Origin of the sequence: Rhodococcus sp. LB1, assembly GCF_001583455.1 — a bacterium.
In the GTDB taxonomy this organism is placed as follows: Bacteria; Actinomycetota; Actinomycetes; order Mycobacteriales; family Mycobacteriaceae; genus Rhodococcus_F; species Rhodococcus_F opacus.
Map to the genome: position 1 here is coordinate 1 of NZ_LTCZ01000061.1, position 18,105 is coordinate 18,105.

Annotated in this window: 12 protein-coding genes and 2 pseudogenes; 10 read left to right on the forward strand and 4 right to left on the reverse strand. The window is 68.2% G+C overall.

Annotation, left to right across the window (positions count from 1 at the left end; translation table 11 throughout):
• Together AZG88_RS11610 and AZG88_RS53500 are read right to left on the reverse strand one after the other, a co-directional pair.
• Positions 1–1,344 (reverse strand): annotated as a pseudogene (locus AZG88_RS11610) (TerD family protein); the annotation flags it as partial.
• Positions 1,345–1,692: 348 nt separating this feature from the next.
• Positions 1,693–2,068: pseudogene (locus tag AZG88_RS53500) on the reverse strand (hypothetical protein).
• A gap of 167 nt (positions 2,069–2,235) precedes the next feature.
• Between AZG88_RS53500 and proS the strand changes: the two are divergent.
• Both proS and AZG88_RS11625 read left to right on the forward strand, forming a co-directional pair.
• The gene (gene proS, locus AZG88_RS11620; protein ID WP_061045450.1) at positions 2,236–3,675 is read left to right on the forward strand and encodes a proline--tRNA ligase; all 1,440 of its coding nucleotides are present in this window, start codon (positions 2,236–2,238) and stop codon (positions 3,673–3,675) included.
• Between the two features lie 137 nt (positions 3,676–3,812).
• The gene (locus tag AZG88_RS11625; RefSeq protein ID WP_061045449.1) at positions 3,813–4,658 is read left to right on the forward strand and encodes a hypothetical protein; all 846 of its coding nucleotides are present in this window, start codon (positions 3,813–3,815) and stop codon (positions 4,656–4,658) included.
• A gap of 48 nt (positions 4,659–4,706) precedes the next feature.
• Here the strand turns inward: AZG88_RS11625 and AZG88_RS11630 are convergent, their stop codons facing one another.
• The gene (locus tag AZG88_RS11630) at positions 4,707–5,882 is read right to left on the reverse strand and encodes an MFS transporter (RefSeq protein ID WP_061045448.1); all 1,176 of its coding nucleotides are present in this window, start codon (positions 5,880–5,882) and stop codon (positions 4,707–4,709) included.
• A 141-nt stretch (positions 5,883–6,023) separates the two neighbouring features.
• On the opposite strand from AZG88_RS11630, the gene AZG88_RS11635 reads away from it, so the two are divergent.
• Complete coding sequence (locus AZG88_RS11635) at positions 6,024–7,385, forward strand: amidase (RefSeq protein ID WP_061045447.1); 1,362 nt, start codon at positions 6,024–6,026, stop codon at positions 7,383–7,385.
• Between the two features lie 23 nt (positions 7,386–7,408).
• Here AZG88_RS11635 and AZG88_RS11640 read toward each other — a convergent pair whose 3' ends face one another.
• Entirely contained in the window at positions 7,409–8,596 is a 1,188-nt protein-coding gene (locus tag AZG88_RS11640; protein ID WP_061045446.1) for a CaiB/BaiF CoA transferase family protein, read from the reverse strand.
• 183 nt (positions 8,597–8,779) lie between these two features.
• Here AZG88_RS11640 and AZG88_RS11645 point away from each other — a divergent pair, with 183 nt between their 5' ends.
• The 7 genes from AZG88_RS11645 (at position 8,780) to AZG88_RS11675 (ending at position 18,056) form a co-directional block, all read left to right on the forward strand.
• Entirely contained in the window at positions 8,780–9,883 is a 1,104-nt protein-coding gene (locus AZG88_RS11645; protein WP_005249281.1) for an XdhC family protein, read from the forward strand.
• Positions 9,884–9,974: 91 nt separating this feature from the next.
• Positions 9,975–11,678: a PucR family transcriptional regulator gene (locus tag AZG88_RS11650; protein ID WP_082764884.1), complete on the forward strand. Its 1,704-nt coding sequence runs from the start codon at positions 9,975–9,977 to the stop codon at positions 11,676–11,678.
• Between the two features lie 164 nt (positions 11,679–11,842).
• Positions 11,843–13,270, forward strand: a complete 1,428-nt coding sequence (locus AZG88_RS11655; protein ID WP_061697774.1) for a uracil-xanthine permease family protein — start codon at positions 11,843–11,845, stop codon at positions 13,268–13,270.
• Between the two features lie 76 nt (positions 13,271–13,346).
• Entirely contained in the window at positions 13,347–14,258 is a 912-nt protein-coding gene (locus AZG88_RS11660) for an FAD binding domain-containing protein (RefSeq protein ID WP_061045445.1), read from the forward strand.
• Between the two features lie 2 nt (positions 14,259–14,260).
• Positions 14,261–14,905 carry a (2Fe-2S)-binding protein gene (locus tag AZG88_RS11665; RefSeq protein ID WP_061045444.1) on the forward strand — a complete coding sequence of 215 codons (645 nt, stop codon included), beginning with the start codon at positions 14,261–14,263 and terminating at the stop codon, positions 14,903–14,905.
• On the forward strand, positions 14,902–17,403 hold the full coding sequence (cutA, locus tag AZG88_RS11670; RefSeq protein ID WP_061697772.1) for an aerobic carbon-monoxide dehydrogenase large subunit: 2,502 nt from the start codon (positions 14,902–14,904) through the stop codon (positions 17,401–17,403). Before AZG88_RS11665 ends, cutA begins: the two co-directional genes overlap by 4 nt.
• On the forward strand, positions 17,400–18,056 hold the full coding sequence (locus AZG88_RS11675; protein ID WP_061045442.1) for an SRPBCC family protein: 657 nt from the start codon (positions 17,400–17,402) through the stop codon (positions 18,054–18,056). The genes cutA and AZG88_RS11675 overlap by 4 nt, the downstream gene beginning before the upstream one ends.
• Positions 18,057–18,105 lie beyond the last annotated feature (49 nt).

Here is an 18,105-nt window from a genome sequence, read left to right on the forward strand (position 1 = left end):
CCGGCGGTGACCGCGTCGCGGACGGTCACCCAGTGCCGGCCCATGTCGACGAACTCGGCCGCCCCGGAGCGGGGGTGATCGAGGTAGCGCAGGAATTCGGCCAGGATCCAGGCCTGCAGGTCATCGTCGATACCGCCGTGCGAGAGCAACATCCGTGCCTCGTGCGCCACCTCCGCCCACGACAAATGCCGCAGCGCGACCTTGGCGAGCTTGCGGCGGTCGACCTCCACCGGCAACTCCCCGGCACTGGCGGGGACGTCGTTCGACAGGCTGACCACCACGTCGTACTTCTTCTTCCGCGCCACGTCGAGATAGTTCTCGAGCTGCTCCTTCTTGAGCTTGCCGTTGCCGGTCTTGACCTCGAGCAGGCCGGTCCACACCCTGGTGCCGCGGGAGACCTTCAGCACCGCGTCGGGGATCACCTTCGTCTCACCCCGCTCGTACGCCACCTCGACATAGCCTTCGAAGACACCGACCGGGGCCCCCATCCGGGCGCACACCGCCCGTGCGAAGGGGCGCACCGCCTGCATGGTGGCGATCAGCGCCGAGGTAGCGCGCCGCTCCTGTTCCTCCCCGGTCCCGACGCCGATGACCGAGAACAACCGCGCCGGCTGCCAGGTGTCCTGTTCGGCGAGGGTGAATTCGACCGGCTTCGACTTTCTCACCGCCCGCTTGGCGGTGCGGACACCCCGGCCTCTCGCCTTCGTCTGTGTCGCCGGTGCGGTGGGTGGGGTGGGCAGTTCGGGCACCAGTTGCGGGGCGTCGCCGGCGGACCCGTGCGGCGCCGGCACGGCGGGTTCGGCATTCCGGTTCGTTGTCGATGTCGACGCCGAAGTCCGTGGCCAAACCCGCCAGTCCGGACTCCCAGCCCTGCCCGACCGCCCGGATCTTCCACTCAGCATTGCGGCGATACACCTCACCGAACACGAACGCCGACTCGGTCGTGGCATCGGCGGTGACATACTCCGCTATCGTGTACCCGGCCCCGTCGACGACACGCAGTGCGAGCTTTCCGAGATCACCGAACCTGCCCTCGCCCACACTGCCGACCAAGGCCACGGTGTGCACGTCCTCCGGCACGGCGGACAGGTCGATCGCGATCCTCGCCTGCGCACCTTCCTCGGTGCCGCTCGTACCCAGGAACCGGATCGACCCGTCCGTCGACTCGGGTTGGTTGTAGAACACGAAATCCTCGTCGGAGCGCACCTTGCCGCCGGAGTTCAGCAGCAAGGCCGACGCATCGACCTCGACCTCCGACTCGGTCCACCCCAGCACCACATCGATCTGCTCCACCTCAGCGGGCAGCGACAAGTTCTGTCCCTTGGACAGCATCGGAAACTCCACCAGAACCACCCTCGTTCGACCCGAGACCGCACCAACCCTGCGCGGCCGGACGAGAGCCGAAGTCTGGCTACCGACGTCCGTCGCATCAACTGCGCATACTAATCGGTTCGTTTCATCCCTGGACACTACCCGGCAAACATCGTGTCGCCGGGTGACTGCACAGCGCGATCGTGCCGGCTTGTCCCAGCAACGCACTGTCGTCTACGCGAATGACATTAAAGACAAACCAAAGTGAGCACGGGTGACGGCAATCCCGAACGCGCGGGCTCAGCACGTGCGGCACGCGACCAGCCCCGGTCGAGCAGAGTCGCGGAGCTATCGGGAGGCTGCCGCCACAGGTCGCCGCCTTCAAACGCCGAGCAACACGATCCCTGTCACCAGCAACGCAATGACCTTGCCGGTTTCCAGGCCGATATAGACGTGGTGCGCGTGAGAACGGGGGGGCGTCTTCACCGGCGAGGACGCGGTCGGATCGACGTGTCAGCAGGGGGCGAACACCGACGAGTTGGACCACGAGCGCCGCGACGGCCGTCGCTCCTGCCACCACCACTCGGGTAGGTCGCCCGTCGATGAGGAGCCCGGCAACGAGCAGTGCCGCCCAGACCACCTCGGTCACGTTCAGTGCACGGAACACGAGCCGGCCTATCCCCAATCCGAGGGGCACCGTCACCCCGGGTGCGCGGAACTTCAGCGGCGCCTCGAGGAACGAGATCGCGAGCACCATTCCCAGTCAGGTGAAGGTCACCGCGATCGAGACGGCATGCGCTGCGGTCATCTGGCCTCCCTTTTCTGTCCTCGCCGGTGCGGCGAGGGCGATCTCGGACAGTCTGCACCCGAACTCGTAATTCGACAGCTGCGGACGGCTGATCCTCCCGAGTAGTCTGTGTGGGCATGGCACGGGATGAGCGTGGCGTGACAGCCCAGAGTGAGGACTTCGCCGCCTGGTATAACGAGGTGGTCTTCAAGGCGGGCCTCGTGGACCGAGGTCCGGCCAAGGGCACCATGGTGATCCGACCGTATGGGTACCGGCTGTGGGAGCTGTTGCAGTCCGAGCTCGACCGTCGCATCAAGGATGCCGGTCACGAGAATGCATACTTCCCGTTGTTGATTCCGGAAAGTTACCTAGGCCGGGAGGCCGAACACGTCGAAGGGTTTTCCCCGGAACTGGCGGTGGTCACCCATGCCGGCGGGAAGGAGCTCGAAGAACCGTTGGTGGTGCGGCCGACGTCGGAGACGATCATCGGCGAGATGATGGCCAAGTGGATCAGCTCGCACCGCGACCTGCCGCTGCTGTTGAACCAGTGGGCGAATGTGGTGCGGTGGGAGCTGCGTCCGCGAATGTTTCTGCGCACCACAGAATTTCTGTGGCAGGAGGGCCACACCGCGCACGTCGACGAGGCGGCGGCCCGCCGTGAGACGATGCTGGCGCTCGACATCTATCACGAGGTGGCGCGTGAGTTGGCCGCGATCCCCGTCGTTCCGGGTGAGAAGACGCCCGGTGAACGGTTCGCCGGTGCGGTGGCGACCTACACGATCGAGGGCATGATGCGTGACGGCCGTGCGCTGCAGTCCGGCACCTCGCATTACATGGGCACCAAGTTCGCGTCGGCGTTCGACATCCGCTTCACGAGCGAGGCGGGTCGAGAGGAACTGTGTTACACGACGTCCTGGGGAATGAGTACCCGGATGATCGGCGGCATCGTGATGACTCACGGCGACGACAAGGGCCTGGTGTTGCCGCCGTGGTTGGCGCCGTATCAGGTGGTGATCGTGCCGATCACCCGCGGCGGCAACGTCGCGGTCGAGGAAGCGGCCGACGAGCTGGCCCGCCGCCTGCGGTCGGCAGGGGTGCGGACCCTTGTCGATGCCCGCCCCCAGCTCACCCCGGGGTTCAAATACAACGAGTGGGAGTTGCGCGGCGTCCCGGTCCGGCTCGAGTTCGGCCCGCGAGATCTGGAGGCCGGCACCGTGATGATGGTGAAACGACTCGGCGACGACGGCAAGCAGGCCGTGCCGATCGACTCCCTGCCCGAGACCATGCCGGGGGTCCTGGACGACTTTCAGGCCTTCCTGCTCGCTCGGGCCACCGCGTTCCGCGACGACCACACCCGAACCGTCGACAACTGGGAGGATTTCGCGGAGGCGGTCTCGACCGGATGGGCACTGGCACTGCACTGCGGGATCGCCGCGTGCGAGGAGGAGATCAAGTCCCTCACCGCTGCCACCCCGCGATGCGTTCCGCTCGGCGGCGAACCGGAGACCGGTGTGTGCGTGCGATGTGGCGCGGCGTCGGCGTACGGCAAGCGGGTGATCTTCGGGCGCGCCTACTGACGGGGCGCACACGGTGCGTGCAGGGGTGGCTATCACCACCCCTCGGGGGACTATTCGCATGCCGGGCACTCGACGGACGCTGGGGATCTCGATAACCGACCACTCGGAGAGAAACCCCTCGACCGAAAGGAACCCCCATGCCCCGCATCCTCGGTGCCACCGTCCCCGACGTCCACGAACACGATCCGCCGGGCGCGGCCCTGCCCGCCGTCGAATCCGTCCACAAAGAGGTTCGTCACCACTGGGCCTTCGCGCGGATAGGCCTGTACCTGCTGCTCGCTTCACTACCGCTGCTCGCGATCTCGGCGCAGGTGTTCGGCGTCGTGCCGATGAATGCCACCGGTGCGCTGGTCATCATTCCGCTCGCCGCCACCCTCGCCGTGTTGTGCGTGTTCGCTCCGCACCCGATCGACCGTATCGTCGGCCACGGCCTCGGCTGGGGGATGTTCGCGTGTCTGGCCTACGACGTCTTCCGCCTCGACACCGTGTATCTGCTCGGGTTGTGGGGCGACTTCATTCCGAAAATGGGTACGTGGCTGCACTCGGGAACCGACACCCGGACCGGCGCGATCGTCGGCTACCTGTGGCGGTACCTCGGCGACGGCGGCGGCATCGGAATCGCCTTCTTCCTCATCGCCCTCGCGCTCGGCCTCCAGCATCGGTCACGCCGCGTCGTCCTCCTCGCGTTCGTCACCTTCGCGGTGTTCCCGGTGTGGGCCGGGCTCATCGGAACGGTCGCCCTGTCGCCACACGGACAGCACGACATGTTTCCGCTCACGCCGACGACGATCACGCTGTCGCTGATCGGGCACCTGATCTTCGGGCTCGTGCTCGGTCTCGGCTTCCTGCGCGCGCGGGGCCGCCTCGGGCAGCACTGGCCGTGGCCGCCGCTGCTTCCGGTGCGGTCGCCCGCCGGTGCGGCACGGCCGCGCAGTGAGGCGCTGGTGCCCGCGTGCGGTGAGTGCGGCGCGGCCGAACGGTAGGACCCTCCCTAGGTGAGTGGCGAAGCGTGCCCGGGCACGCTTCGCCACTCACGTGTGGGTGAGGTGCCGGTCCTTCACCTTCCGGCCCACTGCCACGGACAGCAGCATCAGCAGTGCCGCCCCCACGAAGCAGGTGGCGTAACCGAGGTGCGGGGCGAGAAGTGACATGACGAACGGGACGGCGAAGCCGACGTAGATCAGGCAGTAGAACACCGCCACGGTCTGTGCGAGTTCGTCTGCCGATGCCAGTTTTTCGACCGACGCGAGACCGGAACCGAGCAGGATGCCGTAGCAGGATCCGAGGAGGAAGGCCGCGACGACGATCGCGGCGACGGACAGCGCACCGTCCGTGTATGCGACCACGGTCGCGGCGCCGAAGCCCAGCACTCCGAGGATGATGCCGACCCGGATCCCGGCGGCGGCGTCTCCCCGCTGCGACCACCGTGTGGCCCACGGCTGGATCACCGCCCCGGTGATCAGGGTCAGCGCCGCCACGAGTCCGGTGAACGCCACCGACGTGGAGCGCAGCGACTCGGAGACGAGCGGTGGAAGGGTTGCGAACGACACGGTCGCCACACCGAACACCCATGGCGCCCAGGGTGCGATGCCCCACCGGAACTGAGGCGTCGCCAGCACCGACAGGGGTTTCGCGGTGAGGTCGGTCGCCCGGACCCGCACGTCGGGAACCGCCCACACCAGCGCAAGGGCACCGAGCATCAACGCGATGTGCACCAGGTACGGGAGCAGTTCGGGGGCGGGGAGCCACTGCGCGATCACGCCGGCGAACAGGGCCCCGCAGCCGAATCCCGCGGACAACGACACGGCGGCGCGGCGCGCACCCGCCCCGGACGGCGCGGTGGAGCTGAGTTCCTTCATCCAGGCGGTTCCGGCGCCGAACGTCATGCCGGAGGCGAGTCCGGCCAGCACCCGCCCCAGGTAGAGCAGGTCGGGGACGGCGGCGCCGGCGATCAGCACGAGGGAGGAGACGATGCCGACGGGGATCATGGGCAGGATCACCGCGCGCCGGCCGAACCGGTCGGACACGCGCCCGAAGTACAGCAGGGCGGGCACCAGCCCGACGACGTACGACGCGAGCATCGCGGTGAACGAGCCGTTTCCGAGACCGAGATGTTCGCGGTAGACGAGCTGCATCGGGGCGAACTGGTTGGCACCCCAGCTGACCGCGAACAGCGCGGCGGCGAGGCGAACCCAGGGCGAGAGCATCACCCGATCCTCCCAGAGCCCGTAGCGCGGCGAAGTATCAACTCTTCACAGCTCGGGCGACGGTTTCCTGTGCACACTGGCCGTGTGCGGCGGGTGTGGGGATGTCTAGCGTCGACCCTGAGCACGAGCCGAGGAGGACATGTGTGGGGTAACGACGGCAGCTGGGTCGGTTCGGACGCGCAGACGATCGCCCGCGCGGTGACGAACCGGGAGGTGTCCGCGAGCCAGGTGCTCGACGACCACCTGGCGCACATCAAGGCCCGGAACCCGGGGCTGAACGCCGTCGTCACCGTCGCCGAGGATCAGGCGATCCGGGCTGCCGACGACCTCGACACCCGGATCGGCCGAGGGGAGGACGTCGGTCCGCTGGCCGGGGTCCCGTTCACGGTGAAGGACCTGATCGCGACCGCGGGTGTCCGGACGACGGCGGGATCGCGCGCGCTCGAGCACAATGTGCCTTCTGTCGACGCGCCCGCGGTGACCGCGATGAGGGCGGCCGGCGCGATTCTCGTCGGGAAGACGAACACCCCGGAGTTCGGGGCCAGCGGGCTCACCCACAACGACCTGTTCGGGTACACCGTGAACCCGCTCCGGCCCGACGGTGTCGCCCGCTCCCCCGGCGGTTCGAGCGGCGGCGAGGCGGCGGCCGTCGCGTCCGGGATGAGTGTGGTCGGTCTCGGCACCGACTTCGGCGGCTCGGTCCGCTGGCCCGCGCACTGCACGGGACTGCGCTCCGTGCGCCCGACGATCGGCCGGGTGGACCCCGACGGACAGTATCCCGGCGTCCCGTCGGGCGATCACGTGCTGACCAATCCGGCGACCATGCACGGCACGCTGCAGACGATCGGTCCGATGGCGCGGACCCTGGACGACGCGGCGCTCGTGCTGCGGGTGCTCTCGTCCCGGCAGTATCACTGGACGGACCCGGCTTCGGTGGACCTCTCGCGTCTCGACGTGACGTGGGCGCCCGGCGACGGGACCGTCCCGGTGGACACGGAGATTGTCGCGGCCGTCGCCGGCGCCGCCGGCAGGCTCGGCGCCCGACCGTACCGGGGGGCGGCCCTGTCGGAGGGGAACGACCTCTTCGGGACGTTGCGCGCGGTCGAAACCCACACCGACATCATCGAACTCGGCACCGACTTCGGAACGAACATCGCCACGATGCTCGCCGCCGCGCGGGACGTGGACCGGCGCCTGGTCGAGCGGCTGTGGGCGCAGCGAGCGGAACTCGTGCACCGATTGCTCGGCGAGATGGGCGACGTCCTCGTCCTTCCCGTCGCCTCGATCCCGGCGCCGCCGCTCGGCGACGAACTGTTCGATGTCGGTGGGCAGTCGCTCACGTGGTCTCAGGCACTGGCGAGTTGCCGCGCGATCAGCGTGACGGGTCTGCCGTCCGTCGTCGTTCCGGTGGGAAGCACCCGGTCCGGGTTGCCGATCGGCGTGCAGGTCGTCGCGCGCCCGTGGTGCGAGCACGTGGCGTTGGCCGTGGCCGCCCGGTTGTGAGGCGACCGCGGCCGACACGGGTGTCAGATCACGCGGTCGCGTCGGAGGCCCTCGATGTCTTCGTCGCTCAGCCCGAATTCACCGAGCACCTCGGCCGTGTCCTGCCCCAGCACCATCGGCGGCGCATTCCGGATCGGCAGGGTCTCGGCGTCCACCCAGAACGGACCCCGGACCAGCGGCACTTCCCCGCCGTCCGGCGTGGTTACCGGCTGTACCATCTTCAGCGCTTGCACCTGGGGGTCGGCGAAGGCCTGGTCGATCGTGTGGACGGGACCGCACGGGATGCCCGCCGCGCGAATCGATGTCACCCATTCGGCGGCCGGCCGCACCGACAGCAGTTCGAGAAGTTCCTTGGTGAGCCGATCGCGGTGTGCGAGTCGTGATTGGCCGGTGCGGTATTCGGGCCGGTCGGCGAGTTCGGGATCCCCGAGAACCTGGCACAGCGACACCCAGTGCCGGTCCGAGCCGGTCGCGATGATGATGGGGAAATCGGCCGTGTCGAACGTCCCGTACGGGGTGATCGTGGGGTGTGTGTTTCCGTTCGGCTCCGCGACGCGTCCGGTGCTCAGGTAGTCCTGCGCCTGGAACGACATGATCGACAGGGCCGACTCGAGCAGGGACGTCTGCACGTGATGACCGACGCCATCGCGTCCGCGGGCCACGAGCGCGGCCGTGATGCCCAGTGCCGCATAGATACCGGACACGGTGTCGATGATCGGAATGCCGACGCGCATCGGGGTGTGGTCGCCGGCCCCGGTCACCGACATCAGTCCCGACATGCCCTGCGCCACCTGATCGAGTCCCGGCGAGAACTGCTCGGGTCCGGTCGGGCCGAAGCCGCTGACACTCATGACGATCACTCCGGGATTGTCCTGGGCGAGCGACTGCTGGTCGAGTCCCATTTCCGCGAGGACCCCGGGACGGAAGTTCTCCACGATGACGTCCACGTCGACGGCCATGCGGCGCAGCAGTTTCCGACCCTGCTCGCTACGCATGTCGAGTGCGACGGAGCGTTTGCCGCGGTTGACGGAGGCGAAGTACAGGCTGTCGCTGCCGTCGAACGGCGGCCACTGCCGGGAACTGTCGCCACCGGAACGGGTCTCGACCTTGATGATGTCGGCGCCGAAATCCGACAGCAGTGCCGTGCACAGCGGACCGGCGAGGGCCCGCGTGAGGTCGAGGACCCGGATCCCGCTGAGCAACTGATTCATGGTGGATCCTCGGTTCTCTGTGAAGGAAGGGGGACCGTCCGAGAATTGCGGAGTCGTCGATCGATAGCGATGGCGAGAATGCACAAGCGGCCGCTGGGGATTTCGGCGCATTGTGTGCGCCGACGGCCGGTCGCCGCCGGTTAGCGTGAGGTTCCCGACGAATCACCCGAGGAGTACGAGACGATGCGCGACATCCTGACGGGCTTGGAAGCGTGGTTCGATCGCGGCGAGAATTTCGTCCTCGCCACGGTGGTGCGCACCTGGAAGTCGTCTCCGCGGGCACCGGGCGCGGCGATGGCCGTGTCGGAATCCGGTGAGGTGCTCGGAAGTGTGTCCGGTGGGTGTGTCGAGAGCGCGCTGTACGAGACGGCGCGGGACGTGCTGGCCGACGGGCGCAGCCGGACGGAAGTGTTCTGCGTGGCGGACGACGACGCGATCGGTGTCGGTCTGACGTGCGGCGGCACCATCGAGGTGTTCGTTCAGCGCATCGGGAGCAGCGACTTCCCGGACTTCGCGGACGTGGCGCGAAGGATCTGTGGCGGTGAGTCGATCGCCGTCGTGACGGAGACCGGCGACGGATCACGGACCCGGCGCAGCGTGATCACCGGGGACGCACTCGCGGGCGACCTCGACCTGCCCGAGACCGATGTCGAGAATGTCCGCCGTCGCCTCGACGCCGGTGAGTCGGTCGTCTATCAGCTGCAGTCCGAGACGGTGTGCATGGTCGAGATCTTCGCGCCCCCACCGCGGATGTACATCTTCGGGGCCATCGACTTCGCCGCGGCCATGTGCTCGCTGGGCGCGTTCGCCGGCTACCACGTCACGGTGATCGACGCCCGCGCCGTGTTCGCGACGCGTGCGCGGTTCCCGGACGCCGACGACGTCGTCGTGATGTGGCCGCACCGGTTCCTCGAGACCGCGCCGGTCGACCACCGGACGGTCCTCGCGGTGCTCACCCACGACGAGAAATTCGATATCCCGCTGCTGGGGCTCGCCCTGCGATCGGACGCCGCGTACATCGGCGCGATGGGCAGCCGGGCCACGCACGATCGCCGGGTCACGCTGCTGCGGGAACAGGGGACGACCGCGGCGGAGCTGGCGCGGCTGCATTCCCCGATCGGCCTCGACCTGGGTGCCCGCACTCCCGAGGAGACCGCGGTGTCGATCCTCGCCGAGATGATGAAGACGACCCGGGGCACGTCGGGGCTCGAACTCCAGCAGCTGAGCGGTCCGATTCACCGTGATGCGCCGGCCGGGACCGGCCGGCCGCTCGAGTGCACCGCGTGACCACCGTTTGACGGGTATTCGGGTCGCGACTTAAGGTCACACTTTCGCGCCGTCCGGGGCGAGTGTCGTATCAGGTGAGCAGGGTGTTGCAGTGACGACGAGGGATGTCGGTAGTTCCGCTCCCGGGTTCCGCGCAGCCGCCGACACCGGCGACGGGCCTGGTCCGGGCGTTGCGCCGCAATCGTTCGCCGACGTGCTGGTGTCCGATCTCCTCGTCTCCCCGACCCTGGTCGCCGGCGCGACCGGCACCTCGCGTGAGGTGTCGAACGTCGCCGTGATGGCGGTGCCCGACATCGGACCGTGGCTCCGGACCGGACAGTTGCTGATCACCACGTCCGCGGTTCTCGGCCGGCTGGTCGAGCCGATCGACGCGTTTCTCGCCCGGCTCGACAGGCGAGGCGTCGCCGGGCTCGCCGTCCGACTCGACGACCCCAGCGCCACGCTGCCGGCCGAGATGTCCGATGCGGCCGACGAACTCGGGTTTCCCGTCGTCGTGGTTTCCGATCTGTACTCGCAGGCACACCCGCTGTCCGGTGACCTCGCGGAGTTGTCGGCCCGGCAGGTCGACGCCGTGTTCGAGGCAGACCGGTTGCGCAGAGTGCTCGTGGACGTCGTGATGGCCGGCGGCGGGTTTGCCGAACTGTCCGTCGCCGTCCACGGTGAACTGGGCGGGGCCGTACTGATCACGACACCCGACGGACGTCAGCTGTGCCGGGCCGGGGACGAGTCCGAGCTGAACCGGCTGGCGTCGAGTGCGGCGCTCGACTCCACCGGCCGGGTCCGGACCGATTCGACGGAGGGCGGGCTCGGCCTGCACCGGTTGGGCGACGAGTTCATCGCGGTGTCGGCGATTTCGGCCAACGGCATCGATCACGGGCGGCTGGTGCAGTTCAGCACCGGGCACCCGCTGCGCAGCGAAGACCTGTATCTCGTCGAGCAGGCGGCGGCGGTGTGCGCCCTGGTCGTCGCCCGTGAACTCGTCGTGTCCTCGGTGGAGGAGAAGCACCGCGCGAACTTCGTGCGGGACCTGCTGCTCGGCCGCGGCGGCGAACACGAGCACGTCGTCGCGCACGCCAAGACGTTCGGCTGGGACCTGGACCGTCCGGTGGTCGTCGTGGTGATCGAACCCGATCCGGTCGGTGAGGACGAGCCGTCGATGCCCACCCGGATGCCGCTCGTCGAGCGACAGGCGCGGGCATTCACGAGTGCCGTCGCGGGCCGTGACACGGGTGCCGCCGTCACCGCGCTGGCGACGGAGACGGTGATCCTCATGGGTGTCGGCACCGACACGATGAACCTCGTCCACGAACTCGTCGCGTACGTGCGCGGCGCCGGCGGCGGTGGTCGCCGGGCGTTCGGGGTGGGCGTGTCCCGGCCGACGGACTCCGTGGACGGCATCCCCGCCCTCTACGGTCAGGCCCGGACCGCGCTGAAGGTGGGACGGCAGATCACCGGCGCCTGGGCGGTGACACATTTCGACGACCTCGGCGTCTACCGGCTGCTGAGCCTCGTCGAGGACGACCGCGAACTCGAGTCGTTCGCGCAGGAGACCCTGCGTGAGCTGACGGCGGACACATCCGAGGCGCAGGACATGCGGCGCACTCTGGAGGTGCTGCTCGCCACCAACATCAACATCGCCGAAACCGCACGTCAACTGCATTTTCACTACAACACCCTGCGATACCGGGTGGTGAAGCTGGAGAAGATGCTCGGGTCGTTCACCGATCACCCCGAACTGCGCCTCGATCTGTCTCTCGCCCTCAAGATCATGGCGATGCGCGGCATCAATTCCTAAAGTTGCCAATTTCGCCGGGCACGCGCTGGCAGATTCTTCTCACGCCGGGTGGCTGACGCTGTAATAACGTTTCCCTCCTATCGAGGTGCAACTGTGACATGCGGCACATCATCGAAGCTGGCCGCCGGCACTCCAGCACCGTCACCTGTCTGAAAGGTCCTCCTATGCCTATCTGGACACTGCACGGAGATGGCAAGACCATCGCGCCCGGGGAGGTCGTCGCCCCGGGCGAACGCCTGAGCTGGGGTCGCACGATCGGACTCGGCGGGCAGCACGTGGTCTCGATGTTCGGGGCCACGTTCGTCTTCCCGATCATCATGGGTCTCAATCCTCAACTGGCCGTGATGATGTCGGGGTTCTGCACCCTGTTCTTCCTCCTGGTCGTCAAGGGCCGGATTCCCAGCTACCTGGGGACGTCGGCCGCATTCGTCGGCGGCATCGCCGCCATCCGCGCCCAGGGCGGCACGTCGGCGCAGGTGACGGGGGCGATCCTGGTATCCGGCCTCGTGCTCGCCGGCATCGGCGTGCTGATCCACTTCCTCGGCGGCGGGGTGGTGTTCAAGATCCTCCCGCCGGTGGTCACCGGCGCCGTCGTCATGCTGATCGGGTTCAACCTGGCCCCGGTGGTGGCCGGAACGTACTGGCCCCAGGACCAGTGGGTCGCGTTGACGGTGATGGTCGTGCTGGTGGTGGCGAGCGTCGCGCTGCGCGGATTCCTCGGGCGGGTCGCGATCTTCCTGACGCTGCTCTTCGGATACGTGCTGTCGTGGGTGCTCGACCTGACGACCGGCATGATCACGTCGTACGACCCGGTCGCCGGCGCAGTCACCGAACACTTCCGCGTCAACTGGGACGGCGTCTCCTCGGCGTCGTGGATCGGGCTGCCGCCGTTCTCCGACGAGGCGAACGGCATCGTGGGCATCCACGCGCCGTCGTTCAGTCTCACATTCATCGTCCTGGTACTGCCCGGTGTGATCGCCCTGATCGCGGAGAACGCCGGACACGTCAAGGCCGTCGCCGAGATCACCAAGACCGACCTCGACCCGATGATGGGACGCGCCCTGATCGGCGACGGCCTGGCCACCACCATCGCGACCAGCGTCGGCGGATCCCCGACGACCACGTACGCCGAGAACATCGGCGTCATGGCCGCGACGAAGGTGTACTCGACGGCCGCGTACGCCGCGGCAGGCGTCATCGCGATGCTGCTGGGCTTCTCCCCCAAGTTCGGTGCCGTCATCTCGGCGACCCCCGGCGGTGTGCTCGGCGGAATCACGGTGGTGCTCTACGGGATCATCGGCCTGCTCGGCGCGAAGATCTGGAAAGAGAACGGTGTCGACTTCGGCAACCCGCTCAACCTGATGCCCATCGCGGCCGGCCTCATCATCGCGATCGGTGACACCGAGCTGACGTTCACGGACAGCTTCTCCCTCAGCGGCATCGCACTCGGCACGATCGTGGTGATCGGGATGTACCACCTGTGCCGCGTCATCGCCCCCAAGGATGCTGACGACGTCGGCACCGGCCGTCACCACCCGAAGCCGACCGCGGACGACGGAACGGCCCCGGATCGGGTCGGTCAGCTCACGTGATCTGCCATCGCAGGCACGTGAGTTTTGTCACTAGTTCACGAAACGTCGAGCGTACGATACGGGCAGGATCTGAGGAATGAAACCGTCGCCACTGACTTATCACCGACCTCGGTCGATCGACGAGGCCTGTCAGATCCTCGCGGACGTGGCTCACGAGGGAAAGGTGCTCGCGGGCGGGCAGTCGCTGATCCCGTTGCTCTCCATGCGGCTGGCCGCGCCGGCGCACCTCGTCGACATCGGATCCATCCCCCGGCTGGACGCGGTGTCGTCGTCACGCGAGCTCGGTGTCACGTTCGACGCACTGACCACCCACTCGGTGCTCGAGGCCGACCGCGGTGCCGCCCAGGTGCAGCCGCTGCTCGGCCGCGGACTGCGTCTCGTCGCACACCCGACCATCCGCAACCGCGGCACGACGGTCGGCTCGATCGTCCACGCCGACCCGTCCGCGGAGATGCCGGCGGTGCTCGCGCTGCTCGGTGGTTCGATCACCGTGCGTTCGGTTCGCGGGGTCCGGGAGATCCGGTCGACCGACCTGTTCGCGGGCCCACTCGAAAGCACGCTGGAGGCGGACGAGATCGCGACGAGCGTCACCGTCCCGGCCGCCGAGCCCGGTGTCGGGACGGCGATCGACGAGGTCGCCCGCAGACACGGCGACTACGCGCTCGTCGGGGTCGCGGCGCAGGTGCGGGTCGAACGCGGTGCGGTTTCGGAGGCCCGGATGACGTATGTGTCGGCCGGCGAACTCGGTGAGGTCGTGGACTACACAGACGTACTGCGGGGTGCGTCCGCGACCGACGATCGAGACCCGTTGTGGCGGAATCTGTCCGAGTTCGCGCGGGAGCGGATCGACACCGAACCCGACATCCACGCCACGGCGCGGTACCGGTCGCAACTGGTCGCCGCCCTGACGGCACGGGTCGGGTTCGCGGCCGCGCAGGATGCAGTGCTCGACGGTGCCGCCGTGCACGTGTCGGCGGGAGGAAGGTAACCATGGGAAAGGCAACGCGCAGCATCGACGAGCAACTCGCCGAACTGCAGGAAGATACCGGCGAGCAGCACGTCGCGGTGACGTTCACGCTCAACGCGGTGACGCAGACGGTGCTGCTGCCGTCGCGGACCCTCGCGTCCGACGCGATCCGGCACCATCTGCGCCAGACCGGAACACACGTGGGCTGCGAGCACGGAGTCTGCGGCGCCTGCACCGTCCTGCTCGACGGCAAGCCGGTGCGCTCCTGCCTCGTCCTCGCGGCGAGCCTCGAGGGCCGGGCGGTCACCACGGTCGAGGGACTCGTCGAACCCGACGGCACCCTGCATCCGGTGCAGCAGGCGTTCATCGACTGTCACGGCCTGCAGTGCGGCTTCTGCACTCCCGGTTTCGTCACCACCATCGCGGCGTTCCTCGAGGAGAACGATTCGCCCACCCGCGAGGAGGCCACCGACGCGATCGCCGGCAACCTCTGCCGATGCACCGGCTACCAGAACATCCGGGCGGCCGTGCTACGCGCCGCGGAGATCAAGCGCGAGCGTTCGGGCGAATTCCCGCTCGGCAAGGACGACGAGACGGCACGCGCCTCTCTCGATCCGAAGGTCCGGGGCACCACCAACCCCGTCGGCGGAAGGGCAGGGCGAGCATGAGCGTCACGAAACCCCGCACGAATCCGGCGCGCACGAAGGAAAGCGGTTCGGAGACCGTAGAATCCGAGAAGCTGTTCGGCAAGCCGATTCCCCGCACGGAGGATGCGCGACTCCTCTCCGGCAACGGCCGGTACCTCGACGACCTCGGGCACAACGCGCTCATCGCCGCCTTCGTCCGGTCGCCGCACGCGCACGCCCGCATCACCGGCATCGACGTCGATGCGGCGCTGGATATGCCCGGCGTGCACGCGATCTACACGTACGACGACCTCGCGGACGACTCCCCGGAGATGGCCGAGAATCTTCCCCTCCTGATCCCGCATCCGGCGATCACCGCCCCGCGCAACGGGTATCCGCTCGCCAAGGACGAGGTGAACCATGTCGGCGAGGCGATCGCGATGGTGGTCGCCGACAACCGATACATCGCCGAGGACGCGTGCGCCAAGATCGACGTCACGTACGAGATGCTCCCACCGGTCGTGGGCATCGACGTGGCGCGGCAGGCGGACAACGCGGTGCACGCGGACGTCCCCGACAACGTCGCGGCGCACCTGCAGCACGGATTCGGCGACGTGGACGCGGAACTGGCGAACGCACCGCACCGGCTGACCCTGAACCTCGAGATCGAGCGGTCGGCGTCGATGCCGATGGAGGGCAAGGGCGTCTACGCGCGCTGGGACACCGACGAGCAGGCGCTCACGTTCTGGACGTCCACACAGACGTCCACGTCGGCCCGCGCGGCGATCGCGGCACGACTGAAGATGGCGCACAACAAGGTCCACTGCATCGCACCCGACGTCGGTGGTGGCTTCGGCGTCAAGATCGTCCACCCGTGGCCGGAAGAGGTCATGGTCACCTGGGCCGCGCGACGGCTCGGGACGGCGGGCATCTCGAGCGAGGTCAAATGGGTCGAGGACCGGCGCGAGCACTTCGTGTCCAGCGCGCACGAGCGCGGCCAGATCCAGGAGGTGACGGTCGGATTCGACGACGACGGCACCCTCCTCGCGTTCGACTTCACGTTCTGGCACGACAACGGCGCGTACCTGCCGTACGGCATCATCGTCATGCTCAACACGTCGACGCAGGTGCTCGGACCGTACAAGCCGAAATCGTTCCGGGTGGACGCGTACTCGCTGTACACGAACACGGTCATCGTCACGCCCTACCGCGGCGCCGGCCGCCCGCAGGCCGTGTTCGCGATGGAACGGGCGATGGACGCGATCGCCAAATATCTCGGCAAGGACGTCATCGAGGTCCGCGAACACAACTTCATCCGGCCCGAGGAGATGCCGTACGACTTCCACCTCACGTTCCAGGACGGCCGCCCGCTGATCTACGACACCGGCAACTACCAGGCGGGTATCGACAAACTGAAGAAGCTCATCGACTGGGACGGGTTCGCCGAGTACAAGAAGCAGGCGAAGGCGGAAGGCCGGGCCGTGGGCATCGGGATCGGCGCCTACGTGGAGGGCACCGGGCCGGGCCCGTACGAGGGCGCCCACGTCCTCGTCGAGACGTCCGGGAAGGTCAAGGCCGCAACGGGTCTGACCACCCAGGGGCAGGGCCACCAGACGGCGTTCGCGCAGATCGTCGCGGACGACCTCGGCGTGCCGGTCACCGACGTGGAGATCGTCACCGGCGACACCCGCCGATTCGGTTATGCCGTCGGCACGTTCGCGTCCCGCGGCGCCGTGATGTCCGGATCGGCGTTCCACGTAGCGGCGCAGATGGTGGCGGAGAAGGCCCGCACGATCGCCGGCGAGGCGCTGAACCTCGACCCCGCCGAACTGGAACTGCGCGGGGGGCACGTGTGCAAGATCGGCACGCTGCCCGGCGCCGAGGGCACGTCCATCTCGCTGGGGGTGGTCGCCGTGCTGTCGAACCCGCTGCGCTACGCGTTCGACGACGCGTCACGGCAGGCCACCGGATTCGCGAAAGCCGACGCGGACATGACGATTCCGCCGGTCCGGGAGGGTGAACAACCCGGGCTCGAGGCCACCGGGTACTACTCGCCGCCGACGTCGACGTTCGCGTCCGGTGTACACGCGGCGATCGTCGAAACCGATCCGCTGACGGCCGAGATCCACGTGCGCCGGTATGCCGTGATCCACGACTGCGGCAACGTCATCAACCCGCGGATCGTCGAAGGCCAGGTCATGGGTGCCGTCGCGCAGGGTGTCGGCGGCGCGCTGTACGAGAGGATCGTCTACGACGAGCACGGCCAGATGCTCAACGCGTCGTACATGGATTTCCTGATGCCGTTCGTCACCGAGATGCCCGACTCGCTCGAGATGGACCACACCGTCACCCCGTCCGGCCTCAATCCCCTCGGGATGAAGGGCGCCGGCGAAGCGGGCGTCATTCCGACGTCCGCCGTCATCGCGGCAGCGATCGAGGACGCGGAAGGCTTCCCGATCACGTCCATGCCGATATCCCCTTCCGAGTTGTTCGAGCTTCGCCTCGCGCACGCGTCGTCACAGAGCAAGGAGAACGAATGAGAATCGCCGGCACCGCCCTACTGACGGCCCCACCGGAGGCCGTGTACGACAATCTGCAGGACGGACGGGTCCTCGCGGCGACCATCCCCGGGGTGCAGTCCCTCGAACAGCTCAGCGACAACCATTACAAGTTGTCCATCACCGCGGGCGTCGCGTCCATCAAAGGCACCTATGACGGCGAAGTGATTCTGTCGCAGCAGAATCGGCCCCAGTCGTTCGTGATGACGGCGTCGGGGGCCGGCGCTCCCGGCACCGTGAAGGCCGACGTGACGGTGCGGCTGGAGGAACGCGACGGCGGCACCCTGCTCAGCTACGACGCGGACGCCGTCGTCGGCGGCATGGTCGGCGGCGTCGGGCAGCGGATGATCACCGGTGTCGCGAAGAAGATGGCCGGGGTGTTCTTCAAGGGCATCGACGGCGTGATCGCCAACGGCATCCCGGTGGCCGAGGTCGCGGCGGTGCCGGGCGAGGTTCCGGCGGTCGCCGGCGTCGCGGGGGCGGCCCCGGTTCCCGCGGCAGCCGCCGCGCGGGTGCGGGTGCCCGAGGGCACCTCCACGACAACCGTTCTCGCGTCGGCGGCACTCGGTGCGGGCATCGCACTCGCCGGGGTTCTCGTCGGCGGCATCCTGGTGCGGAGCACCTGCCCGAAGTAACACGCGCACACCCGACACAGCACCCCGAACCGTCCGGTTCGGGGTGGTG